This window comes from Bradyrhizobium sp. Leo114, assembly GCF_055229415.2.
Genome location: NZ_JBUYEN020000073.1, coordinates 1 through 22,983, shown reverse-complemented (window position 1 = coordinate 22,983; position 22,983 = coordinate 1). Strand labels below are relative to the sequence as shown.

Annotated in this window: 19 protein-coding genes; 14 read left to right on the top strand and 5 right to left on the bottom strand. The window is 64.6% G+C overall.

All coding sequences use genetic code 11. From position 1 onward, the window contains the following. Positions 1 to 9: 9 nt before the first annotated feature. The gene (locus ACZIRK_RS41285) at positions 10 to 1,317 is read left to right on the top strand and encodes an HlyC/CorC family transporter (protein WP_130231175.1); all 1,308 of its coding nucleotides are present in this window, start codon (positions 10 to 12) and stop codon (positions 1,315 to 1,317) included. A gap of 123 nt (positions 1,318 to 1,440) precedes the next feature. On the opposite strand, the gene ACZIRK_RS41280 is transcribed toward ACZIRK_RS41285, so the two are convergent. Together ACZIRK_RS41280 and ACZIRK_RS41275 are read right to left on the bottom strand one after the other, a co-directional pair. Further along, a complete protein-coding gene (locus tag ACZIRK_RS41280) occupies positions 1,441 to 1,887 on the bottom strand; it encodes a hypothetical protein (RefSeq protein ID WP_130231177.1) in 447 nt (148 codons plus the stop codon). A 177-nt stretch (positions 1,888 to 2,064) separates the two neighbouring features. Beyond that, positions 2,065 to 2,340, bottom strand: a complete 276-nt coding sequence (locus tag ACZIRK_RS41275) for a BolA family protein (protein ID WP_130231181.1) — start codon at positions 2,338 to 2,340, stop codon at positions 2,065 to 2,067. 109 nt (positions 2,341 to 2,449) lie between these two features. Between ACZIRK_RS41275 and ACZIRK_RS41270 the strand changes: the two genes are divergently transcribed. Further along, entirely contained in the window at positions 2,450 to 3,100 is a 651-nt protein-coding gene (locus tag ACZIRK_RS41270; protein ID WP_474419506.1) for a J domain-containing protein, read from the top strand. A 77-nt stretch (positions 3,101 to 3,177) separates the two neighbouring features. Here the strand turns inward: ACZIRK_RS41270 and ACZIRK_RS41265 are convergent, their stop codons facing one another. Next, a complete protein-coding gene (locus ACZIRK_RS41265; protein WP_474419505.1) occupies positions 3,178 to 4,272 on the bottom strand; it encodes a citrate synthase/methylcitrate synthase in 1,095 nt (364 codons plus the stop codon). A 75-nt stretch (positions 4,273 to 4,347) separates the two neighbouring features. Here ACZIRK_RS41265 and ACZIRK_RS41260 point away from each other — a divergent pair, with 75 nt between their 5' ends. Further along, a complete protein-coding gene (locus ACZIRK_RS41260) occupies positions 4,348 to 5,571 on the top strand; it encodes a citrate synthase family protein (protein ID WP_474419504.1) in 1,224 nt (407 codons plus the stop codon). Between the two features lie 60 nt (positions 5,572 to 5,631). On the opposite strand, the gene ACZIRK_RS41255 is transcribed toward ACZIRK_RS41260, so the two are convergent. Then, entirely contained in the window at positions 5,632 to 6,294 is a 663-nt protein-coding gene (locus ACZIRK_RS41255; protein ID WP_474419503.1) for a DedA family protein, read from the bottom strand. Between the two features lie 281 nt (positions 6,295 to 6,575). Between ACZIRK_RS41255 and cobS the strand changes: the two genes are divergently transcribed. From cobS to ACZIRK_RS41205, 10 genes are all read left to right on the top strand, one after another. Next, entirely contained in the window at positions 6,576 to 7,574 is a 999-nt protein-coding gene (cobS, locus tag ACZIRK_RS41250) for a cobaltochelatase subunit CobS (protein WP_028164232.1), read from the top strand. A 154-nt stretch (positions 7,575 to 7,728) separates the two neighbouring features. Continuing rightward, positions 7,729 to 9,627, top strand: a complete 1,899-nt coding sequence (gene cobT, locus ACZIRK_RS41245; protein ID WP_474419502.1) for a cobaltochelatase subunit CobT — start codon at positions 7,729 to 7,731, stop codon at positions 9,625 to 9,627. Positions 9,628 to 9,804: 177 nt separating this feature from the next. Next, positions 9,805 to 10,875: an esterase-like activity of phytase family protein gene (locus ACZIRK_RS41240; RefSeq protein ID WP_474419501.1), complete on the top strand. Its 1,071-nt coding sequence runs from the start codon at positions 9,805 to 9,807 to the stop codon at positions 10,873 to 10,875. Positions 10,876 to 10,966: 91 nt separating this feature from the next. Continuing rightward, complete coding sequence (locus tag ACZIRK_RS41235) at positions 10,967 to 11,926, top strand: Bug family tripartite tricarboxylate transporter substrate binding protein (protein WP_245475111.1); 960 nt, start codon at positions 10,967 to 10,969, stop codon at positions 11,924 to 11,926. Between the two features lie 71 nt (positions 11,927 to 11,997). Beyond that, positions 11,998 to 13,110 carry an NADH:flavin oxidoreductase/NADH oxidase gene (locus ACZIRK_RS41230; RefSeq protein WP_130230523.1) on the top strand — a complete coding sequence of 371 codons (1,113 nt, stop codon included), beginning with the start codon at positions 11,998 to 12,000 and terminating at the stop codon, positions 13,108 to 13,110. Positions 13,111 to 13,260: 150 nt separating this feature from the next. Further along, complete coding sequence (locus ACZIRK_RS41225; RefSeq protein ID WP_028164237.1) at positions 13,261 to 14,361, top strand: LLM class flavin-dependent oxidoreductase; 1,101 nt, start codon at positions 13,261 to 13,263, stop codon at positions 14,359 to 14,361. A 317-nt stretch (positions 14,362 to 14,678) separates the two neighbouring features. Then, positions 14,679 to 15,098, top strand: a complete 420-nt coding sequence (locus tag ACZIRK_RS41220) for a hypothetical protein (protein WP_130230525.1) — start codon at positions 14,679 to 14,681, stop codon at positions 15,096 to 15,098. Between the two features lie 114 nt (positions 15,099 to 15,212). Further along, positions 15,213 to 15,533: a hypothetical protein gene (locus ACZIRK_RS41215; RefSeq protein ID WP_130230527.1), complete on the top strand. Its 321-nt coding sequence runs from the start codon at positions 15,213 to 15,215 to the stop codon at positions 15,531 to 15,533. A gap of 288 nt (positions 15,534 to 15,821) precedes the next feature. Further along, complete coding sequence (locus ACZIRK_RS41210) at positions 15,822 to 19,241, top strand: acyl-[ACP]--phospholipid O-acyltransferase (RefSeq protein WP_474419500.1); 3,420 nt, start codon at positions 15,822 to 15,824, stop codon at positions 19,239 to 19,241. A gap of 267 nt (positions 19,242 to 19,508) precedes the next feature. Beyond that, on the top strand, positions 19,509 to 20,471 hold the full coding sequence (locus ACZIRK_RS41205) for an alpha/beta hydrolase (protein ID WP_474419499.1): 963 nt from the start codon (positions 19,509 to 19,511) through the stop codon (positions 20,469 to 20,471). 2 nt (positions 20,472 to 20,473) lie between these two features. On the opposite strand, the gene ACZIRK_RS41200 is transcribed toward ACZIRK_RS41205, so the two are convergent. After that, complete coding sequence (locus ACZIRK_RS41200; protein WP_474419508.1) at positions 20,474 to 21,127, bottom strand: winged helix-turn-helix transcriptional regulator; 654 nt, start codon at positions 21,125 to 21,127, stop codon at positions 20,474 to 20,476. Positions 21,128 to 21,385: 258 nt separating this feature from the next. Between ACZIRK_RS41200 and ACZIRK_RS41195 the strand changes: the two genes are divergently transcribed. After that, positions 21,386 to 22,543: an acyl-CoA dehydrogenase family protein gene (locus ACZIRK_RS41195; RefSeq protein ID WP_130230936.1), complete on the top strand. Its 1,158-nt coding sequence runs from the start codon at positions 21,386 to 21,388 to the stop codon at positions 22,541 to 22,543. Positions 22,544 to 22,983: the final 440 nt, after the last annotated feature.

Sequence of the window (22,983 nt, the reverse complement as noted above, 5' to 3'; positions counted from 1 at the left end):
TGACGTAGCTTGACCTGGGTTTCGTTCTCAATCGTCGTCGTCTGCCTGTTGGTCTCCGCCTTTTTCGCGGCGAGCGAGACCGCGCTGACCGGCGCTTCGCGCGCCAGCATGTTGCGGCTGTCCAAGCAGGGCAATCGCGAGGCTGGCGTGGTCTCCAGCCTGTTCAACATGCGCGAGCGGCTGATCGGCGCGCTGCTGCTCGGCAACAACATCGCCAATATCGGCGCCTCGGCGCTCGCAACCGGCATCCTCACCGCGTGGTTCGGCGACGTCGGTGTGCTCTATGCGACCGCGGTGATGACGGTGATGGTCGTGATCTTCGCCGAGGTGCTGCCCAAGACCATCGCAATCAACGCGCCCGACCGGATATCGCTCCTGGTGGCGCGGCCGATGAAGGTCACGGTCTATCTGCTCGGACCGTTCCTGACGGTGATCGAGGTCATCGTGCTCGCCTTGATGAAACTCTTCGGCATCAAGGTCGGTGCCAACCAGGCCATCCTGTCGCCGACCGAGCGACTGCGCGGCGCCGTCGATTTGTTGCATCACGAGGGCAAGGTCGAGAAGCAGGACCGCGACATGCTCGGCGGGCTCCTCGATCTGCGCGAATTGCAGGTGTCGGACGTGATGGTCCACCGCACCGAAATGACCATGATCAACGCCGATCTGCCGCCGGAGGAACTGGTGCGCGAGGTGCTCGCCACCGAATACACCCGCATTCCGCTGTGGCGTGACAAGCCGGAGAACATCATCGGGGTGCTGCACGCCAAGGATTTGCTGCGCGCGATCCGCGCCGCCGACGGCGACACGTCGAACATCGACGTCGCCACCATCGCGTTGCCGCCGTGGTTCGTGCCGGAGATGCGGCCCGTCTCCGAGCAGCTCAAGGCGTTTCGCCGCCGCAAGACGCATTTCGCCCTCGTCGTCGACGAATACGGCGAAGTCGAAGGTCTGGTGACACTGGAAGACATCCTGGAGGAGATCGTCGGAGACATTTCCGACGAGCACGACGTAGTGGTCGCGGGTGTTCGTGCCCAGCCCGACGGCTCCGTAGTGGTCGACGGCTCGGTGCCGATCCGCGATCTCAACCGTGCGATGGACTGGCATTTGCCGGACGAGGAAGCCACGACCGTGGCGGGTCTCGTGATCCATGAAGCGCGCTCGATCCCCGAGCGCGGCCAAAGCTTCACCTTCCACGGCTTCCGCTTCCGCGTCCTGCGTCGCGAGCGCAACCGCATCACGGCGCTACGCATCACCGCGCTGCCGCGCGAAGCCGAGGCCGAGGAGCCCAGGCCGAAGCGTGCCGGGACGGCGTTCTAGCACAGGCGCGTCGATTCTCCGGCATGGCCGGGCTTGTCCCGGCCATCCACGCCTTTCTCGCGGCAGCCAAGAACGTGGATGCCCGGCACAAGGCCGGGCATGACGGGCTTGGATGTTGGCGCCCTATTCAATGTCTATGGTGACCCCGGAAAGCTTCCAGGTGCCGTCGGCGGGGATGAAGGCGAGCTGATACTTCACCTGCTTCGGCGTGGTCTCGAAATGGCCTTTCAGGCGCAGCACGCCCTTCTCGTCGATCTTCGCCTCCTCGTCGGCAATGACAGGCTTTGCCACCACGGCGTCGAACACCGCGTGCTTGTCGACGAGATCCTTGAAGACGGCCTGCAGCTTCTCCGGCGGAAACTGCTCGGCGAACGGCTTTGACATCTTGGCGTGTAGGACGGTGAAATTATTGGCGGCGACGGCATCGCTCAGCGTCACCAAAATGCTTTTCACGAGCACTTCCTGAACGAGCGGGCTCGGCATGGCCTGTGCTGCAGCCGGTACGGGCGCAGAGAGCGCCAGCATTGCCATCACGGCCGCGGCCAATCGCAGATGTGCCCAGTGAACCATCTGACAGCCCCTCGCTACAGGTGGCGATGGTGCAATGAGCCTGCCCAATTCCAATGGAACTGTCCATCGCCCAGGCCGCTATCTCTGATAAAGGAAAACAACCGTGGCGTCTTGCGCGACGTTGATCAAAACCGCAGTTCGGTCGTGTTCTTCAGCTAAATTTCCAGGCGGCGCCCCTCAGCGCGGTCGTTCCGCTGGAGCTTGCGCATGGATCGCGAGCGCATGCACGCCATCCGCGAGTTCCTGGGCGAGTGCCGCATTAATCATGCGATGGCGTTCGATCCGGCTCTTCCCTTCGAACGCTTGAGATACAATATAAACACGGAAATGCGTCTCGCCGCCTGGCCGATGCCCCGCGTGGCCCTCATGCAGATGTGATTCATCTTGGACCTCGAGGCTTTCGGGCAAGAAAGCTTCACGCAACTTGTTTATAATAACGTCTCTTGTGCTCATGGCGGCGGCAATAGTTCGAAGGCTGCATTTCGTCAATGGCACATCCGAAGCAGAGGTATTCGCAATGTCAAGACTTGAAGCTTTTTGCATTGCGTAGTCAAAGTCAGTCATGGCGATCGATTCATCAAAATTCTTCGACTCCATTCGCATCAAGCCGACGAAGGTGAGTGCGAAGCGCCAGGCGCAGGCTGGTCAGGAAGCCATCACCTGCGAATGGGCCGGCTGTCAGAACAAGGGTTCGCACCGCGCGCCGAAGGGCCGCGAGAACTCGCGCGAGTATTGGCATTTCTGCCTCGATCATGTTCGCGAGTACAACCAGTCTTACAATTTCTTCCAGGGTATGAATCCTGAGGCGGTGGCACGCTACCAGAAGGATGCGCTGACCGGCCATCGCCCGACCTGGAAGATGGGCGCCAACACCAGCGCCAAGCATGGCAAGGGCAGCGCCGAGGACGATCTCGGCGGCGCCGCCGATCCCTTCAATGTGTTCTCCGAACTCAATGGCCGCGCCGGCTGGCGGCCGGGCCCGGGCGCGAAGGCCAAGACCGAGACGCGCACGGTGATGAATGCCGAGCGCAAGGCGCTGCAGGTCATGGGCCTCACCGCCGAGGCGACGCTGGAAGACGTCAAGGCGAAGTACAAGGCGCTGGTGAAGCAGCACCATCCCGACGCCAACGGTGGCGATCGTTCCACCGAAGACCGCCTGATCGAGATCATCAAGGCGTATAACTATCTCAAGACCGTGGTCCGCGAGGCTTAGCGCGGAGCCGTAGCCCGGATGGGGCCAACGGGTCGCGCGAACGCGCGCCCCGTTGGCTCCGAGCTACGGGGACTCATTCACACCTTCGGCATCGGCCCCACATAAGACGAGCTTGGCCGGATCAGCCGGCCGGTGCGCTGCTGTTCGCGCGCATGCGCGGTCCATCCCGCCGCGCGCGCCACCGCGAAGATCGGCGTGAAGGCCTGCCGCGGAATGGAAAGCGCGTCGAGCAGGATCGCGGTGAAGAACTCGACATTCGTTTCCAGCGGCCGGTTCGGATTTTTCCGCCGCAACGCCTCGCGGATATAGGCCTCGACCTCGCCGGCGAACGGCAGGTCGGCGCCTTCGGCGGCCAGCCGCTCAATCGCATCTTTCAGCACATCGGCGCGCGGATCGCGTACGCGATAGACACGATGGCCGAATCCCATCAGCCGCTCGCCGCGCGCCAGCGCCGCATCGACCCAGGGCTTGATGCGTTCGCGCGTCCCGATCGCATCGAGCATCTCAAGCACCGGCTCCGGCGCGCCGCCATGGAGCGGGCCGGTCAGCGCGCAATAGCCGGCCGTGACGGCCGCGAACAGGTCGGCTTGCGTCGAGGCCACCACGCGCGTCGTGAAGGTGGACGCGTTCATGCCGTGATCAGAGACCGTGACGAGATAGGCATCCAGCGCCGCGACCTCGCGCGGTTCGGGCTTGCGGCTCAGCAGCATCGTCAGCGTATCCGCAGCGTGGCTGACATTCGGATCGGGCGCGAGCGGATCGTGGCCCTTAGCCCGCTGCACCAGCGCGCCGGCGATCACCGCAAAGGCGCCGACGATCGTCGCTTCGTGCTCGAGCCCGTTTTCGGCGCGCAAGCCAGCGACTGCGGCGCGGAAGCCGTCCACAATCGACATGCCGCGGGTCGCCGGCAGCACGTCGGGCAATCGGGCGAAGGCGCGCTCGCGCGCGGCCCCAAGCTTGGCGCGCACATTGGCCTCGCTGAGCGTGCTTCCGGTCGCCGCATTCCATAATCGTGCGGTGACGCCCTCGAAGCTCGATGTCGAGGCGAGCACGCTGACATGCTCGCCGGCGATGATCAGTTCGCCGCGCTCGCCGTCGACATGGCTGAGCACGGTTTCGGCGGCGGCAATGCCGTCCAGCCCAATCGGGCTTTTGGTCACCTGAATATTCATGGCGGATCTCCTTTCGTGATCAGGAGAAAGTCGATCCTCTCGACAGATTGATCAATCTTGATTAGCTTAATCAATATGAAAAAATCCGATGGCCTTTATCTCTCCGCCCGCGAGGCGGCGGCCGAGCTCGCGATCTCGCCGGCTACGCTCTACGCCTATGTCAGTCGGGGCCTGATCCGCTCCGAGCCTTCGGCGGATTCCCGCAGCCACCGCTACCGGGCCGAGGACATCCGCGAGTTGAAGGAGCGCCGCACCCCGTCGCCGGAGCCGCGCGGCCTGCGCAGCTTCGATGCCGATTTGCCGGTGATGGATTCGGCGATCGCAACCATCACCGAGGACGGGCCGATCTATCGCGGCGTGAACTGCGTCGATCTTGCCGAGAAGGATACGCTCGAGCACACGGCGACGCTGTTGTGGGATGTCACGGGCGTCGATCCCTTTGCGCCGAACAACTGCCCGTTTGTCTCTGGGGAGATGCGCGCCATCGCCGAGGCCGCGCACCGCGCCGCGCCGATTGACCGCGCCATTGCCGTGCTGGCGCTCGCCGCAAGCGCCGATCCCCGCGCCTTCACCCGCGCGCCCGACGGCCGCGCGATGGTCGGCGCGCGCATCGTCCGGCTATTGGTTGCGACCATGCTGAACCGCGAACCCTCGTCCGAACCGCTGCATGTGCAGATCGCCGGCGCCTGGGCATGCGGCAACAAGCATGCCGCCGACCTGATCCGCCGCACGCTGGTGCTGCTCGCCGATCACGAATTGAACGCTTCGACCTTCACGGCGCGCTGTGCCGCTTCGACCGGGCTCAATCTCTATGACGCGGTGATCGCCGGCCTGGCGGCGCTCAAGGGTCCGAAACACGGCGGCGCCGGCGTATTGGCATCGCGGCTGGTGAAGACCTTGGTCGATCAGGATGTCGAGCCGGTGATCCGCGAGCGCGTCGCGCTCGGCGAGCGCTTCGCCGGTTTTGGCCATGGCGTCTACCGGCGCGGCGATCCCCGCGCGCAGTCGCTGTTGGATGCGCTCGCGCGCGCCGGCGCCGCGCGCAAATTCACCAGGGAGGTTCCAGAGCGGATCGCGGAGGCGACCGGCGAGTTCGTCAATATCGACTATGCGCTGGCCGTGCTGGTGCACAGCCTGCGGCTTCCGCTCGGCAGCGAGCTCGCGCTGTTTGCGATGGCACGCAGCGTCGGCTGGATCGCGCATGCCAGCGAGCAATTGCAGCACGGCCGGCTGATTCGCCCGCGCGCACGATATGTCGGGCCGGCGCCCGGACGCAGCGCGGCGGCCAAGAGTATCTGATGTAGCCCCGGCGGAGCCAACGGGGCGCGCGCGACCCGTTGGCTCCGCCCGGGCTGCAGGCTACGTGTGCGGCTTCGCGGCCGGCTCGATCACGCCGCGCCGGCGGCGGATGATCCAGGTCGCAAGCGCCACGACCACGGCGCCGGCGATCACCGTCAGCATCCAGATATGCTTGCCGGCATGATGGTGGTGATATGGCAGCCCGCCATACTCGTGCAGCGCAGAGACCGCGAGCACGCCCGGCAGCACGTGCACGGGTGCCCAGAGCAGGACCGCGGGGATATTGACGCTGTAGAAGCGCGCCGGCGGCATATCCAGCGCGCCGGCGGTGAGTGGCACGAAGGCACGGAACGGCGGCACGAAGCGCGCAAAGAACACCGCGAGTATGCCCCAGCGATGGAAAAACGCCTCGCTCTGCTCGACCACGCGCGGATAGCCCGACAGTGGCCATGCAGCCAGGATCTCGCGCTGGCGGCGATGGCCGATCCAGTAGGCGGAGCCGTCGCCGAGCAGGGCACCTGCGGCGGCGGCGGCCAGCACCGGCCACAGCTTCAGCTCGCCGCCGGGGATCAGCGCCCCCATCGCCACAATGATCGTTGAGCCGGGCACCAGCGACCCCGCTACCGGGACCGCTTCCAGAAAGGCGGCGACAAACAGCGTCAGATAGGCAAGCCACGCATGGGCCGAAACGAAGGTGATCAGGGGGTCGAGGAATGTGGTCACAAAATTCCCGCAGCTCAGGTCTTGCCTGACCTTGAGAGCTAACAACTCGCCCCCGGCCTGGAAAGGGATCGCGGCGGGCCCTCGCGGCAAAGTGCGGCGGGATTCGCAGGGCAGCCCTCCAAAAACCGCGTCCAGCACCTATCTTTATGAAAGAACAACGGAACTTTGATCGCGCCGCGGGCTTCTGCCGGCGGTTGCAGTCTGCTAGGCTTGTGCATAGCACCCAATCCGCAGCCAAACGAATAATCTGGTTTCGGGATTCCCGGGACCTCGGAGGACGAATGACGACCGCCGCCCAGACCACATTGGAAGACACCGCCGGCTTGCCCGACATGAAAGTATCGGTCCGGCAGGTGTTCGGCATCGATAGCGACCTTGAGGTGCCGGCCTATGCGGAAGTCGACCCGCACGTGCCGGAGGTTGATGCGGATTACCGCTTCGACCGCGCCACCACGCTAGCGATCCTCGCCGGCTTCGCCAGGAACCGCCGTGTGATGGTCACCGGCTATCACGGCACCGGCAAGTCGACCCATATCGAGCAGGTTGCAGCGCGGCTCAACTGGCCCTGCGTACGCGTCAATCTCGACAGCCACATCAGCCGTATCGACCTGGTCGGCAAGGACTCGATCGTGGTCCGGGACGGCAAGCAGGTCACCGAATTTCGCGACGGCATCCTGCCCTGGGCGCTGCAGCACAATGTCGCGCTGGTGTTCGACGAGTATGATGCCGGCCGGCCCGACGTGATGTTCGTGATCCAGCGCGTGCTGGAAGTCTCGGGACGGCTGACGCTGCTCGACCAGAACAAGGTGATCAAGCCGCATCCGGCGTTCCGTCTGTTCGCGACGGCCAACACGATCGGCCTTGGCGACACGTCGGGGCTCTATCACGGCACCCAGCAGATCAACCAGGGCCAGATGGACCGCTGGTCGATCGTCACCACGTTGAACTACCTCGCCCATGACGAGGAAGTCGAGATCGTGCTCGCCAAGGCGAAGCACTACCGTAGCCAGGAAGGCCGTGACATCGTCAACAAGATGGTGCGGCTCGCCGATCTCACCCGCAACGCCTTCGCCAATGGCGATCTGTCGACGGTGATGAGCCCGCGCACGGTGATCACCTGGGCGGAAAACTCCGAGATCTTCGGCGATATCGGCTTTGCCTTCCGCGTCACCTTCCTCAACAAGTGCGACGAGCTCGAGCGGCCATTGGTGGCGGAATTCTACCAGCGCTGCTTCAATGCGGAGCTGCCCGAATCCGCCGTCAACGTCGCGCTCAGCTAAGGACCAAGGATGCTGTCCCGGACAAGCGAAGCGCGATCCGGGGCCTATGACGTGAGGACGTGGTGGGTGCGAAGATTGGGGCCGCCGTCGCGCTCAACAACCACTTTCTGCGGTTATGGGTCCCCGCCTTCGCGGGGACGACGGTGAGATCGAGATGACTACGTCGAACTCCAAATTCCGCAACACGAAGGAAGCGCCGACTGAGCCGTTCAAGCGCGCGGTGACGTCGTGCCTGAAGGCGATCGCGAAAACGCCGGAGCTCGAAGTCTCCTTCGCCGCCGAGCGACCGGGGCTTGCGCCCGGTAAGGCGCGACTGCCGGAGCCGGCGCGCAAATTGACCAAGCGTGACGCTGCGATCGTGCGCGGACACGCGGACTCCATCGCGCTGAAGCTCGCCTGTCACGATCCCAAGGTGCATCGCAAGCTGATCCCGGGCAATCCGCAGGCGCGCGGCGTGTTCGAGGCGGTCGAGCAGGCGCGCGTCGAGGCGATCGGCTCGCGGCGGATGGCGGGCGTTGCGAAAAACCTCAACGCGATGCTCGACGATCATTTTCACCGCGGCAAGTATGACGAGATCACCGACCGCGCCGATGCGCCGCTGGCGGATGCGCTGGCGATGCTGGTGCGCGAGCGGCTGACTGGACTGGCGCCGCCTCAGGCTGCGCGCAAGATGGTCGACCTTTGGCGCCCGCTGCTGGAAGACAAGATCGGCACGCGGCTCGATAAACTGGCGCGCTTCACCGAGGACCAGGCCAGGTTCGGCGACCTCGTGCATGATCTGTTGTCGGCGCTCGACCTCGGCGACGAGCGCGACATGGACTCCGACGAGGACGACAACCAGGATGAAAATCCGGATGGCGAGAGCGATCAGTCCGGCGCCGAAGGCTCGCCTGATTCCGATGCCGCGCAGGAGATGAGCGCCGACCAGGCGCAGACGACCTCGGAAGAGATGTCCGAGAGTGCGATGGAAAGCGCGCAGGCGTCCACCAGCGACACTTTCGACGACGGCGAGCTCGGCGACGATGAGACGCCGGGCGAGGCGACGCGGCCGAATACGCGTGGCGGCAATGAGCCGCGCGGTCCCGAATACCACGCGTTTGCACCGAAATTCGACGAGATCGTCGCCGCCGAAGACCTTTGCGACCATGACGAGCTGGAGCGTCTGCGCTCCTATCTCGACAAGCAGCTCGCGCATCTGCAAGGCATCGTCGCGCGGCTGGCCAATCGGTTGCAGCGCCGCCTGATGGCGCAGCAGAACCGCGCCTGGGAATTCGACCTCGAAGAAGGGATACTCGATCCCGCGCGCCTGTCGCGCGTCGTCACCGATCCCTATCACCCGCTGTCGTTCATGCGCGAGAAGGAAGCGACCTTCCGCGACACCGTGGTGACGCTGCTGCTCGACAATTCCGGCTCGATGCGCGGCCGTCCGATCACGGTCGCCGCCACCTGCGCCGATATCCTGGCACGCACGCTGGAGCGCTGCGGCGTCAAGGTCGAGATCCTCGGCTTCACGACGCGCGCCTGGAAAGGCGGGCAGTCCCGCGAAGCCTGGCTCGCCGCCGGCAAGCCGGCGAATCCCGGCCGGCTCAACGATCTCCGTCACATCATCTACAAGTCAGCCGATGCGCCGTGGCGGCGGGCGCGGAAGAATCTTGGCCTGATGATGCGCGAAGGCCTGCTCAAGGAGAACATCGACGGCGAGGCGTTGGACTGGGCGCACAAGCGCCTGCTGGCACGTTCCGAGCAGCGCAAGATCCTGATGATGATCTCCGACGGCGCGCCGGTCGATGATTCCACGCTGTCGGTCAATCCCGGCAACTACCTCGAGCGGCATCTGCGCCACATCATCGAGGAGATCGAGACCCGCTCGCCGGTCGAATTGATCGCGATCGGCATCGGCCACGACGTCACGCGCTACTATCGCCGCGCCGTCACCATCGTCGATGCCGAAGAACTCGGCGGCGCCATCACAGAGAAGCTCGCCGAACTCTTCAGCGAGACTCACGGCCCGGCGCCCGTCGCTGACCGCCGGCCGAGGCGGCTGCATTCTTAGTGATTCTCTCGATGATGCCGCGAGCTCCGATCCACCTCTCCCCTAGGGAGAGGTCGCGCCGAAGGCGCGGGTGAGGGGTTCAGGTCCCTCGATAGACCGTAACCCCTCACCCGATTTGCTGGCGCAAATCGACCTCTCCCTACGGGAGAGGTGAAAACGGTAGCGGATTCCAAATCCATGTCCCCGACGCTCTCCCGCCGTCGTTTTCTCGCTAGCGCCGCGGCGGGGCTTTCGGCCGCCGCATTGCCGCATCTGGCGCTCGCTCAAACTGCTATTGAGCCGCCGACGAAGCCGATCCTGCCGAGCGAGTCCACGGTGGCGGCGCCGGTCTCGATCGACGTCAATGCGCGGCCGCTGTCGTCCTTCGACATCCGCGATCGCGCGCATGTCAGGTTCGGCGCGCTGGAATATCGCAGCGGGTTGGTGCTGACTTCCTCCTTTCGCGGCTTCGGCGGCCTGTCGGCGTTGCGGGTCGACGCCAAGGGCGAACGCTTCATCGCCGTCAGCGACCACGGTAGCTGGTTCACCGGCCGCATCGTCTACAAAGGCCGCGAGATGACGGGACTTGCCGATGTCGAAGCGGCGCCGCTGCTCGGCCCCGACGGCAGGCCGATCACCGCGCGCGGCTGGTACGATTCTGAATCAATGGCGCTGGACGGCTCATTCGTCTATGTCGGGCTCGAGCGCGTCAACCAGGTGCTGCGCTTCGATTTCTCCAAGGGATTCACGCGCGCACGCGGCGAGGTGGTGTCGCTGCCGCCGGCCGCCAAACGGCTCCCGAACAACAAGGGGCTGGAGGCGCTGCTGATGGTGCCGCAAGGCCTGCCGCTGGCGGGAACCTTGATCGCGATCTCCGAGCGCGGGCTCGATGCGCAGGGCAACATCATCGGCTTCCTGGTCGGCGGCAAGACGCCGGGACAGTTTTCCGTTCGCCGCACCGACAATTTCGACATCAGCGACGCTGTGCTGCTGCCCTCCGGCGACCTGCTGCTGCTCGAGCGCAAATTCTCCTGGGTTGACGGCGTCGGCATTGGTATCCGCCGCATCGCACTTGCGTCCGTAATGCCGGGTGCCGTCCTCGACGGTCCTTCGGTCTTCAACGCCGGTCTCGGCAACGAGATCGACAACATGGAAGGCATCGACGCCCACACCACGGCCGAAGGCGACACCGTGATCACCATGATCTCCGACGATAATTTCTCGATGATCCAGCGCACGCTGCTGCTGCAGTTCACGCTGGTGGAATAGAGGATTGGTCTCGGGGTTGGCAAACACACTGGCCCGCTCTGACGGAACGGTTCTTGCAACGCTGGGGCGTCAATCGAAACCGAGAGCCATGATGCGCAAGTTCCTCCTCCTCGTTCTCACCGTCACGAGCCTGGTTGCCACCGCTGCAGAGGCGGAGACCTGGCCCTCGCGCCTGATCAAGGCGACGATCCCGTTCGGCGCGGGCAGTGCCACCGATGTGGTGCCGCGCCTGGTGTTCGATCGGCTCTCGGCAGAGCTCGGCCAGCCCTTCGTGATCGAGAATCGTGCCGGCGCTGGCGGCACGCTCGGCACCGGCCTCGTCGCCAAGGCGGAGCCTGACGGCTACAACGTGCTCGCGCATTCCTCGGCGCTGACCATTGCGCCGGCAATCTTCCCGAATCTCTCTTTCGACGCGACCAAAGACCTTTCATCCGTGCTGATGATCGGCTCCAGTGCCAATGTCATGATCGTGCCGAAGGAGCGGCCCTGGAAAACCATCCGGGATTTCATTGCCGACGCCAAGGCGAAGCCCGGCTCGATCTCCTTTGGTTCGGTCGGCGTCGGCAGCGCCGTGCATATCAGCGCGGAAAAATTCCTCCTCGCCGCCGGCATCGAAGGCACCCACGTGCCTTATCGCGGCGGCCCCGAAGTGATTGCCGACATCCTGGGCGGGCGCATCGATCTCTATTTCTGCCCGCTCGCGACCGCGCTGCCCCTGATCCGCGACGGCCAGGTGAAGGCGCTGTTGGTGTCGACGCCGAAGCGCGCCGCCGATTTGCCCGATGTGCCGTCTCCGTCGGAGATCGGTTTGACCGGCGCCGACAGCATGAGCTGGTTCGGGATCTTCGTGCCGGCGAAAACGGCGCGTGAGATCATCGAGAAATTTCATGCGGCAGGGATGAAGGTGTTGAACGATCCGGCAACGCAGGCAAGCCTCAAGAAACTTGGTGTCGAGCCGATGCCGATGACACCAGCCCAGATGGACGATTTCATCAAGCGCGAGACCGTCGCTAACCTGCAGTTGATCAAGGCGGCCGGAATCAATCAGTAACCGGCAGGTTGAGGCGGGGCCGGGGCGTGGTTAGATAAGAAGGCAGTTTCCCTCCTATCCGGATCCCCCACATGAGCGCCCTGTTTTCCCCGATCGAGCTGCGCGGCCTGAAATTGCCCAACCGGATCATGGTATCGCCGATGTGCCAATATTCGGCAGACAACGGCGAGGCCAATGATTGGCATTTCACCCATATCAACATGCTGGCGCTGTCGGGCGCGGCGATGTTCTGCATCGAAGCCACGCATGTGGAGGCCATCGGGCGCATCACGCCCGGCTGCCTTGGACTTTATAATGACGCCACTGAGGCCGCGCTGAAACCGATCCTGGCCTCGGTGCGCAAACATTCGAAAGCAGCGGTCGCGATGCAGCTTGCGCATGCCGGCCGCAAGGGGTCGAGCCATCGGCCCTGGGACGGCGGGCAGTTGATCCCGCTGTCCGAAGGCGGCTGGCGGACCGTGGCGCCATCGGCAGTGCCGCACAAGGAAGGCGAGGCGGCGCCGCTCGCGCTGGACGAGGCCGGGCTCAAGCGCATCCGCGACGATTTTGTGACGGCCGCCAAGCGTGCCGACCGGCTCGGCATCGACGCGCTCGAACTGCATGGCGCGCACGGCTATTTGATGCATCAGTTCTTGTCGCCGATCTCGAACAAGCGCACCGACCAGTATGGCGGTTCGCTCGAAAACCGCATGCGCTTTCCGCTTGAAGTGTTCGACGCGGTGCGTGCCGCATTTCCGGATCGCAAGCCCGTCGGCATCAGGGTGTCGGCGACCGACTGGGTCGAGGGCGGCTGGGACATCGCGCAGACGATCGAATTCGCCAAGGAATTGAAGAAGCGCGGCGTCGACTGGATCGATGTTTCCTCCGGTGGCGTTTCGCCATTGCAAAAGATCCCGCTGGGTCCGGGATATCAGGTGCCGTTCGCGCAGGCTGTGAAAGAAGCAACTGGCGTCACCACCATGGCAGTCGGGCTGATCACGGAAGCGAAGCAGGCCGAAGAGATCGTCGCTTCCGGCAAGGCCGACATGGTCGCCCTTGCGCGCGGCATGCTCTACGACCCCCGCTGGGGCTGGCACGCTGCCGCCGAACTCGGCGGACAGGTTGACGCACCGCCGCAGTATTGGCGTTCGCAACCGTCGACGCACAAAGCGCTCTTCGGCACGACCACGTTCGGCGCACGGTAAATCATCACCGTTATTGCGAGCGAAAGTGAAACGGCTATCCCGCTCTGCAACGACGAAAGCCACTATTCCGCCGTAACCGAGGTAGGTACTCTCGCTTGTGCATGAGATGCGACGGCAAAGTCGCACCAGAAAACAAGCGAGAGGAAAGCCATGGAACTAGGATATTTCGCGATGCCCTCGCATCCGCCGGAGTGCGGATTGAAGGAGGGCCACGACTGGGACCTGCAGGTGCTCAGGTGGCTGGATGAACTCGGCTATCAGGAAGCGTGGATCGGCGAGCACCACACCGCGCCCTGGGAGCCGCATCCGTCTCCGGACCTGTTGGTCGCGCAGGCATTGCTGCAGACCAAGAACATCCGCATCGGCCCCGGCGGCTTCCTGCTGCCCTATCACCATCCGGCCGAACTCGCCAATCGCGTCGCGATGCTCGATCATCTCTCCGATGGGCGGCTCAATTTCGGCGTCGCTGCAAGCGGCCTGCCGAGCGACTGGGCGATGTTCAATGTCGACGGCATGTCGGGCCAGAACCGCGACATGACGCGCGAAGCGCTCGAGATCATCCTGAAGCTTTGGAGCGACGATGCTCCGTGGACATACAAGGGCAAATACTGGACGGTGACGAAGCCGGACACGATGTTCGATTTCCTCAAGCCCCACCTCAAGCCGAAGCAGGCGCCGCATCCGCCGATCGGCGTCGCTGGCCTCTCCAAGAACTCCGATACGCTGAAGCTCGCGGGCGAGCGCGGCTTCATCCCGATGAGCCTCAACCTCAACCCGGCCTATGTCGGCAGCCACTGGGATTCGGTGGAGGCGGGCGCAGCGAAGACCGGCCGCAAGCCGAGCAGGCAGGATTGGCGATTGGTGCGCGAAGTCTTTGTCGCCGACACCGACGAGGAAGCCTGGCGGCTGTCGACCGGCGACATGATGGGACGGATGATGGGCGAGTACTTCCTGCCGCTACTCGGTCACTTCGGCTTCAAGGACTATCTGAAAGCCACGCCCGACGTGCCGGACAGCGACGTGAACGTCGAATATTGCGCCCGGCACAACTGGATCGTCGGCTCGCCCGCGACCGTGACCGAAAAGATCGAGAGGATCTATCAAGAGGTCGGCGGCTTCGGCGTGTTGCTCGTGTTCGGCTTCGACTACAAGCACAAGCCGGAAGCCTGGCACCACTCGCTGCAGCTGTTGAAGCAGGAAGTGCTGCCGCGGCTGAAGCATCTCGGCAGCGAGTTCGGCCGCGCCGCGTAGCGGCGTAGGGTGGGCAAAGCGACTACACCCACCGCAGCTCACCACAAGTGACGATGAAAGCGTGCCCACCATCACGAGCGGAGTGCTTGATGGTGGGCACGCGGAGCCTGTCATCGGGCGCGCGTTCGCGCGACCCGTTGGCTTTGCCCACCCGACGAGTCTGCAGAAAATCGATAATCGCGGTAATTAATCGCTGCTATCAGCGCAATTTGCGGTGAACGCGGGCTGCCGGACATGTGCAGCGCCACATGCGAACGGTATCTTTCACGCTATCCGAAAGAGGCGTAGCCTGATCATCATCATGGGGGATCGGCACGATGCGGTCCCGCGTACAAAAGTTCGCCCATGTTCTCGAGCGCCTTGGCCTTGCCATGGCGGGAGCCGCGAGCGGCCTGTTCGTGGCGGCCCTTGTCGGGTCAGGCATCGCTGCCTTTACGTCGCAGGGATTTCTTCTGCTCATGATGATCTGCGGCGCAATCGGCTTCTATGTCGGCATCGACACGCCGCCACTGCCATTCCAGTCGCCGGGCGACGAATCCCCGCGCGGAAGTATCGACGCGGCGGAATTCCTGAGCGCCGTCGGAACGTTTCTTGCGGCGTTGGTCGCCTTCGTCTCGGTCGTCGCCATCGTGATTCGCGTCGAGCCGCATATCGCCTGGACGGTTGCGGTCATGATCGGATGGGTGTTCGGCGTCGCCATGCAGATTGTCGCCGGCACGATCGCGCGCATGCGCTAGTCGAAGCTGGGCCTTCGATGGATTAATTGCAAGAAAAATCAGTGGCTTATCTCGTGGGTCGAGCGGTTTCCTGCCGACCGGCCATCTGATTTTTCGAGCCTGCGAGGAAATTTCTTGAGCATCGCTCATTTTCGGGCTATAAGTGTGAGCGTTGCTCAAAATGATCCGGAGGCCGCTCACATGGAAACGCTTGTCCTGCAACTGACCCGGCAACTGACCGCGACCTTCTTCGAGGATGTTCTCAAGTCCGTCCTGGAATTTGGCAGGTCGATCGCCCGCGGCATCACCGCGCCGATCAATCGTATTGCCAACGCCTGCGACGTTGCCGGCGTGCTCGAACGCCGCCGGTTCGCAGCACAGATGCGGCGTCGTGCGCGGCAAATGCAGCGTCCGCGCGGGCGTTGGCCGTTCGGTTCGCTCAGCGAACTCACCTGAGACGGTCCAATTCGTCTCGATTGCGGAGCGGGTTCCTAACCAAGAAATCACCATGCTCCGCATGTCGCCGGCGGACGTGGCCGCCCCATAGCCAGGCACAAGGTCTCATACATGTTTGACGTGCATGGTCGGCCGAATGCCGCAACTTGCGACGTCGAACCGCGAGGCAATCAAGAACACTAATAGCAACGGCATCGCTGCTTAACTTTCGCTTTTCCTGACCCCGATAACCCCAAAACGAATTTTACAAGGCCAAGGTTTTCCGGCCGAACTGCCCAGGAACCGATTATGATCAAACTGTTGATGTCGTCGCGCCGTTTCGCGCCATTGTTCTGGGCGCAGTTCTTCTCGGCGCTCAACGACAACGTCCTGAAGAACGCGCTGGTCATCATCCTGCTCTATGGCGCCACCACCGGCGAGAATGCATCGCTGGTAACCGTTGCCGGCGCCGTTTTCATCTTTCCCTTCTTCGTATTGTCGGCGCTCGGCGGCGAGCTCGCGGACAAGTATGTGAAGTCGGTCGTCGCGCGGCGGCTGAAATTCCTCGAGATCTTTGCCGCCTGTTTTGCGGCGGCCGGCTTCTTCCTGCATTCGGTGCCGCTTCTGTTCGCCGCGCTGGCGCTGTTTGGCACGGTCGCGGCGCTGTTCGGTCCAGTGAAATACGCTGTTCTGCCCGACCAGCTTTCGGTCGGCGAGCTTGCCACCGGCAACGCGCTGGTCGAAGGCGCAACCTTCCTGGCAATCCTGATCGGCACCATCGCCGGCGGCCTGTTCGTCGCGGGCGCGAGCCACATGGGCTGGATCTCGCTTGCCGTGGTCGGCCTGTCCGTTCTGTCCTGGGCTTTCGCCGCGCGCATTCCCGCCAGCACGCAGTCCGCGCCCGAACTCGCCATCACCACCAATCCCTGGACGTCCACGGTGCGGCTGCTCAAGTCGCTCCATGCTGAGCCGCGTCTGTGGGACGGCATGGTGATCGTCTCCTGGTTCTGGCTCGCCGGCGCGGTCGTGCTGTCACTGCTGCCCGCGCTGATCAAGGAAGGCGTTGGAGGCACCGAAGGCGTCGTCACGCTGTGCCTCGCGACCTTCGCGATCGGCATCGCCGCCGGCTCGCTCATTGCGGCCCAGCTCAGCCATGTGAAGCCCAATCTCGCGCTGGTGCCGATCGGCGCCATCATCATGGGCGTGGTCGGCCTCGATCTCGCCGCGGCGATTGGCGCGACCGTGCCGGGCAACGGCGTGACCGCGGCGGCGTTCGCGACCTCGCTCAGTGGAGTGCATATGCTGGTCGGCTTCTTCCTGTTCGCCATCGGCGGCGGCCTGTTCGTGGTGCCGGCGTTCGCGGCGGTGCAGGCCTGGACCGCGCCGTCGGAGCGCGCCCGGATCATCGCCGCCGGCAATATCCTGCAGGCCGGCTTCATGGTGGTAGGCTCGCTGTTCGTCGCGCTGCTGCAATATGCCGGGCTGTCGATCGCCTGGATCTTCTTCGGCCTTGCCGTCGCAAGCTTTGGTTCAGTGTGGTTCGTGCTCAAGAAGTGGGGCAAGGAGGGTGTGCGCGACTTCGGCGCGCTCTTATTCCGTGCGCTGTTCCGCGTCGAGGTTCGCGGCATCGAGAACCTGCCGCCCGCGGGCACGCGCATGCTGATCGCGCCCAACCATGTCAGCCTGGTCGACGGCCCGCTGCTGCACGCGACGCTGCCGATCGATGCCAGCTTTGCGGTCGATACCGGCATTGCGAAGGCGTGGTGGGCCAAGCCGTTCCTGAAGATGGTCCGTCACATCACCGTCGATCCGACCAAGCCGCTCGGCGCGCGTGATCTGATCAAGCTGGTCGCCTCCGCTGAGCCCGTCGTGATCTTTCCCGAGGGGCGCCTTACCGTGCATGGCTCGCTGATGAAGGTCTATGACGGCACCGCGATGATCGCCGACAAGGCCGATGCCGTGATCGTTCCTGTCAGGATCGAGGGCGCGCAGCGCTCGCATCTCAGCTATCTCAAGAATGGCGAGATCAAGCGCTCCTGGTTCCCGAAGGTCACAATCACAATTCTGCCGCCGGTCAAATTGCCGATCGACCAGTCGTTGAAGGGCAAGGCCCGTCGTAACGCCGCGGGCGCTGCGTTGCAGGACATCATGATCGAGGCCATGGTGAAGAACGCCATGCTCGATCACACGCTGTTCGAGGCGCTCGCCCATGCCCATCGCGACCGCGACACTGGCAAGGCGGTCGTTGAGGATGCGCTAGGCACGAAACTAACCTATCGCAAGCTCATCCTCGGCGCGCAGGTGCTGAGCCGCAAGCTCGAGCAGGGCACCGCCATCGGCGAGAATATTGGCGTGCTGCTGCCGAACTCGGCTGGCGTCGCCGTCGTCTTCATGGCTCTGCAGACCATCGGCCGCGTGCCGGCGATGCTCAACTTCTCCGCCGGCCCCGTGAATGTGCTCTCGGCGATGAAAGCGTCGCAGACCAGGACCGTGTTCACCTCCCGCGCCTTCATCGAGAAGGGTAAGCTCGACAAGCTGATCGCGGGGATCGCTCCTGAAGCGCGCATCGTTTATCTCGAAGACATCCGCGCCACCGTCAACGCGCTCGACAAGATCCGCGGCCTCTTGGGCGGCACCGCGCCGCGCGTTGCGCGCAGGGCCGATGATCCCGCCGTGATCCTGTTCACCTCGGGATCGGAGGGGACGCCGAAGGGCGTCGTGCTCTCCCACCGCAACATCCTGGCCAATGCGGCGCAGGCGCTGGCGCGGGTCGATGCCAATGGCAACGACAAGGTGTTCAACGTGCTGCCGGTGTTCCACTCGTTTGGCCTCACCGGCGGGATGATGATGCCGCTGCTCGCGGGGATTCCGATCTTCATGTATCCTTCGCCGCTGCATTACCGCATCGTGCCGGAACTGATCTATCAGACCGGCGCCACCATCCTGTTCGGCACCGACACCTTCCTCGCCGGCTATGCCCGCTCGGCGCATGCTTACGACTTCCGCACGCTGCGGCTGGTGCTGGCGGGCGCGGAGGCGGTGAAGGATCGCACGCGGCAAGTCTATATGGAGCGCTACGGCATCCGCATCCTCGAAGGCTATGGCGTCACCGAGACTGCGCCGGTGCTTGCCATGAACACGCCGATGGCGAACCGCCCCGGCACCGTGGGCCGGCTTTCGCCTCTGATGGAGTACCGCCTCGATCCGGTCCCCGGCATCGAGGAGGGCGGCCGGCTCTCGGTGCGCGGTCCGAACGTGATGCTCGGCTATTTGCGCGCAGAAAACCCCGGCGTGCTGGAGAAGCTCGTCGATGGCTGGCACGACACCGGCGACATCGTCACCATCGATGCCGCGGGCTTCATCGCCATCAAGGGCCGCGCCAAGCGGTTTGCCAAGATAGCGGGCGAAATGGTGTCGCTGTCGGCGGTGGAAGCGATGGCGTCCGCGCTGTGGCCGCAGGCGATCTCGGTTGCGGTCTCCATTCCCGATGCGCGCAAGGGCGAACGCATCGTGCTCCTGACCACGCAGCGCGATGCCGAGCGATCTGCGGTGCAGCGCCAGGCCAAGGCGACAGGTGCCTCCGAGCTCGCCGTGCCGGCCGACATCCGCATCGTCGACAAAGTGCCGCTGCTCGGCTCCGGCAAGACTGACTATGTCGCGGCAACCGCGCTTGCCAAGGAACTCGCTACCGCGGCGCCGTCGGCAGAGCCGATGGCCGACGTGGCGTAACATCTCCGTCATTGCGAGGAGCCAACGGGTCCCGCCTCTGGCGGGCCCGAGGACAGGCTCCGCGACGAAGCAATCCATTTCTCCGCACGCGGAAGCATGGATTGCTTCGCGGAGCCTGTCATCGGGCGGCGCCCCGCGCCGACCCGTTGGCTCGCAATGACGATGGCTGAGGCGGTTGTCCTTCCCGCGTTCCTGTTGTCCAATGAGCTCATAACCAACAACACTCGGGCGGCTCTGCGACGCCGGCCGGAATTTTGGAGGAACTCGATGCCTCTCCCGCTTGATCCCGTGATCGAGAAGATCATCCCGCTGCTGCCGTTGCGCGATCCTAAGACCATGACGCCGCAGAGCGCGCGGGAATCGCTGCGGGCGCTGGCGGCCGCGCGCGCCGAGATCCCGCCGCCGCTGGTCGAGCACGTGAAGGACGTCAACGTCGCCGGCGGCGCCGGGCCGCGGCCGGCGCGGGTCTATCGCAACGGCAGCGGGACCGCACCGACGGTCGTGTTTTTCCACGGCGGCGGCTGGGTCGCGGGCGACCTCGAGACCCATGACCGGCAGGCGCGCAATCTCGCCATCGAAACCCGCGCGGTGGTGGTCTCCGTCGACTATCGCCGCCCGCCGGAGACGCGTTTCCCCGGCGCGTTCGAGGATGCCTTTGCCGCGGTGCGCGACGTGGTCGGCCGCATCAAGGAATTCGGCGGCGACGTAGCCCGCGTCGGCGTCGCCGGCGACAGCGCCGGCGGCAATCTTGCAGCCGCCAGCGCGCTCGCCTGCCGCGATGCCGGGATCAGGCTCGCCGGCCAACTGCTGGTCTATCCCGTCACCGACGTCGTCGGCAATTTCGCAGACACTGCTGAGAATGCGCGGTTTCCGTCGCGGGCCGAGAACGCGGAAGGATATTTTCTGTCGCGCGCGGTGATGGAGTGGTTCTGCGGGCATTATCTCGAAGAACGCGGACATGGCGCGGATTGGCGGGTCTCGCCGTTGCGGGCGAAGGAGTTGAAGGGCGTTGCACCCGCCGTCGTCACCACCGCCTGGTTCGATCCGCTGCGCGATGAGGGCGTGGCCTACGCCAACGCGCTGCGCGAGGCCGATGTGCCGACCACGCATCATGACGGGCAGGGCCTGATCCACGGCTATTTCGGCCTTGTCGACGCCTCCGAGGCCGCGCGGGCCGAGGCGCAGCGCGCGCGGACGGACTTCAAGGCGCTGCTCGACAAGGGCGCGTAACGTCAGCCGACGGCGCGCACGCCTTTGGCGAACGGGCTCAAGCCCAGCCATTGCTGCATCGAGCGGGCGATCGCCTTGTCGCCGGTGAGCTCGATGCCGCCGTTTGCCACCTCGCGCTCGAGCGTGGCGATCCCCATCCATACCGCGGTCATCGTTCGCAGCGGGCAGGTCACATAGAGATCGACCTCGTAACCGGGATCGGTCAGGCAGAGGTCGACGGTGGCGCCGTCGATCACGAGCCACCAGGATTTGCGCTCGCCCGACAGCTCCGGATAGACGAAGTTGATGGTGCAGCGGCGCGGCGGCAGCGGCTCGGGGCGCAGGTTCCGCCGCATGTCCCACATCAAAAGTGAGGGATCGAGGTTCTTCAGCGACAGCGAGGACTCGACCCAGCGCTGGGCCCAGAAGCCAAGCGACATGATCACCTCGCGCAAATCCTCGCCCGCCTGCGTCGGCCGATAATCCATCACGCCCGGCTGGCCCGATGGCGTCACGCTGATCAGCCCGGCCACCTCCAGCTCCTTCAGCCGCTTCGACAACAGCGAGGGCGACATCCGCGGCACGCCGCGCCGGAGGTCGTTGAAGCGCGTCGTGCCGCAGAGCAATTCGCGCAGCACCAGCACGGTCCAGCGATTGCAGACGATCTCGGCTGCCATCGCGACCGGGCAAAACTGCCCATAGCTTCCGCGCTCGGTCCTGTCAGGCAATCGGCTCCTCCTGAAATGCGGTAGTACAGATATGCTAGCGCGGACCCGGCACCAGGCCGGAAGATGGCGCGAAAAATGTAAGCATTCCGGACGCTGTAGAGACCTCATCGATGGACACGGCGTCGCAGTACAGTTCCTGAACTGGAGCGCCCTTTGCGGCGGAATTAGGCTCTCCCACGGTGGATATTCTCAACGATGGAGAGTGTCATGAGCGGCAACGCAGCACACAGTTTCGATGCGTCAAAATCGCGCAGCGCGGTCCAGATCGCAGAGGAGCTCGGCCCGATTTTCGCGCGGCGCGCCGAGCAAGAGACGAACGAGGACAGGTTCGTCGCCGAGGATTTCGCGGACCTGAAGGCGGCAGGCCTCGTTGAAGCCGGCGTGCCGGCCGAGCTTGGCGGCGGCGGCGTCGAGGTCGACGAACTCGCCGAGATGCTGCGCACGCTGGCCCATTACAGTGGCTCGACCGCGCTCGCCTTCTCCATGCACACCCACCAGGTCGCGGTCCCCGCCTGGCGCTGGAAGGTGCAGAAGGCGGCTCCCGCGGAGCCGCTGCTGCGGCGCATCGCCAATGAGCGCATCATCCTGTTGTCGAGCGGCGGCTCGGACTGGATCGGCGGCTCCGGCCGGGCCGAGAAGGTCGACGGCGGCTATCGCATCACTGCGCGGAAAGTGTTCTCGTCCGGCTCTCCCGCCGGCGACCTCTTGATGACAAGCGCGGTGCTGGAGAGCGAAGGCGAGCCGGCGACCGTGCTGCATTTCGGCGTGCCCATGAACTCGCCGCATGTGAAGGTGCTCGACAATTGGCGCACGCTTGGCATGCGCGGCACCGGCTCCAACGATGTCGTGATCGATGGCCACATCGTGCCGGAGGCGGCGGTCGCAGCAAAGCGCAAGGCCGGCGAATGGCATCCGCTGTTCCAGATCATCGCGACCACCGCGTTCCCGCTGATCTACTCGGTCTATCTCGGCGTTGCCGAGAGCGCGCGCGACATTGCAATCGCGACCGCGAAGCGCAAGACGCCGGACCAGCATGCGATCCAGCTCGCCGGCCGCATGGATACCGAGCTCGCGGCGGCGCGGCTCGCGCGGGAATGGATGCTGGCTGCTGTCAGGCTCAATGCGCCGTCGGCTGCGACCGTCAATCAGGTGATGATGGGCCGCCAGCTCGTCGCGCGGCATGCGATCTCGGCGGTCGAATATGCGATGGAGCTCGCCGGCGGCGCAGGCTTCTATCGCGCAACGGGGCTGGAGCGGCGCTTCCGCGACATCCAGGCGGCGCGCTACCATCCGTTGCAATCGGGCCCGCAGGCGCAATATGCGGGAGCGATGGCGCTCGGTTTGCCGGTCGACCGGGTATATTGAGCACCGCGCTGATGAAGACGACCCGCGGTCGCGCGGCGTTCGTTGTTGCGAGGCAGGCGGTCCTTCACGCCGCCGCCGGCGTCGAATGGATTGCCGCCGCGCTTGCCGAGCACATGATGACGACGGCCCATGCCGGCGCGACGTTTTCGCTTCTGATGTCAAAGAACCGAGGCGATGCGCGCCGGCGTTCTCGCGGCGAAAGGCGCCCGAGGCTTGCGGCCGTTTCACCCTCTTGAGGAACGAACCTTAGGGTGGGCAAAGCGAAGCGTGCCCACCGCCACGAGCCGAGTACGGATGGTGGGCACGCTGCGCTTTTGCCCACCCTTCTGTAACGGGCCTTGCTCAGTCAATCCCTTTTTGCGTCATCCGCTCGCCGGGGTCTCGCTTCTGTACGGGGTCGGTGCAAGACCGCCACCTGATGGGGTTGGAGAGGATCGGTC

Coding starts and splice junctions, on each gene's coding strand:
- ACZIRK_RS41240 (WP_474419501.1), top strand. CDS start 9,805: ATGTCCCCGACGCTCTCCCGCCGTCGTTTTCTCGCTAGCGCCGCGGCG.
- ACZIRK_RS41260 (WP_474419504.1), top strand. CDS start 4,348: ATGAAAAAATCCGATGGCCTTTATCTCTCCGCCCGCGAGGCGGCGGCC.
- ACZIRK_RS41280 (WP_130231177.1), bottom strand. CDS start 1,887: ATGGTTCACTGGGCACATCTGCGATTGGCCGCGGCCGTGATGGCAATG.
- ACZIRK_RS41230 (WP_130230523.1), top strand. CDS start 11,998: ATGAGCGCCCTGTTTTCCCCGATCGAGCTGCGCGGCCTGAAATTGCCC.
- ACZIRK_RS41265 (WP_474419505.1), bottom strand. CDS start 4,272: ATGAATATTCAGGTGACCAAAAGCCCGATTGGGCTGGACGGCATTGCC.
- ACZIRK_RS41225 (WP_028164237.1), top strand. CDS start 13,261: ATGGAACTAGGATATTTCGCGATGCCCTCGCATCCGCCGGAGTGCGGA.
- ACZIRK_RS41235 (WP_245475111.1), top strand. CDS start 10,967: ATGCGCAAGTTCCTCCTCCTCGTTCTCACCGTCACGAGCCTGGTTGCC.
- ACZIRK_RS41195 (WP_130230936.1), top strand. CDS start 21,386: ATGAGCGGCAACGCAGCACACAGTTTCGATGCGTCAAAATCGCGCAGC.
- ACZIRK_RS41210 (WP_474419500.1), top strand. CDS start 15,822: ATGATCAAACTGTTGATGTCGTCGCGCCGTTTCGCGCCATTGTTCTGG.
- ACZIRK_RS41200 (WP_474419508.1), bottom strand. CDS start 21,127: ATGGCAGCCGAGATCGTCTGCAATCGCTGGACCGTGCTGGTGCTGCGC.
- cobT (WP_474419502.1), top strand. CDS start 7,729: ATGACTACGTCGAACTCCAAATTCCGCAACACGAAGGAAGCGCCGACT.
- ACZIRK_RS41205 (WP_474419499.1), top strand. CDS start 19,509: ATGCCTCTCCCGCTTGATCCCGTGATCGAGAAGATCATCCCGCTGCTG.
- cobS (WP_028164232.1), top strand. CDS start 6,576: ATGACGACCGCCGCCCAGACCACATTGGAAGACACCGCCGGCTTGCCC.
- ACZIRK_RS41275 (WP_130231181.1), bottom strand. CDS start 2,340: ATGAGCACAAGAGACGTTATTATAAACAAGTTGCGTGAAGCTTTCTTG.
- ACZIRK_RS41220 (WP_130230525.1), top strand. CDS start 14,679: ATGCGGTCCCGCGTACAAAAGTTCGCCCATGTTCTCGAGCGCCTTGGC.
- ACZIRK_RS41270 (WP_474419506.1), top strand. CDS start 2,450: ATGGCGATCGATTCATCAAAATTCTTCGACTCCATTCGCATCAAGCCG.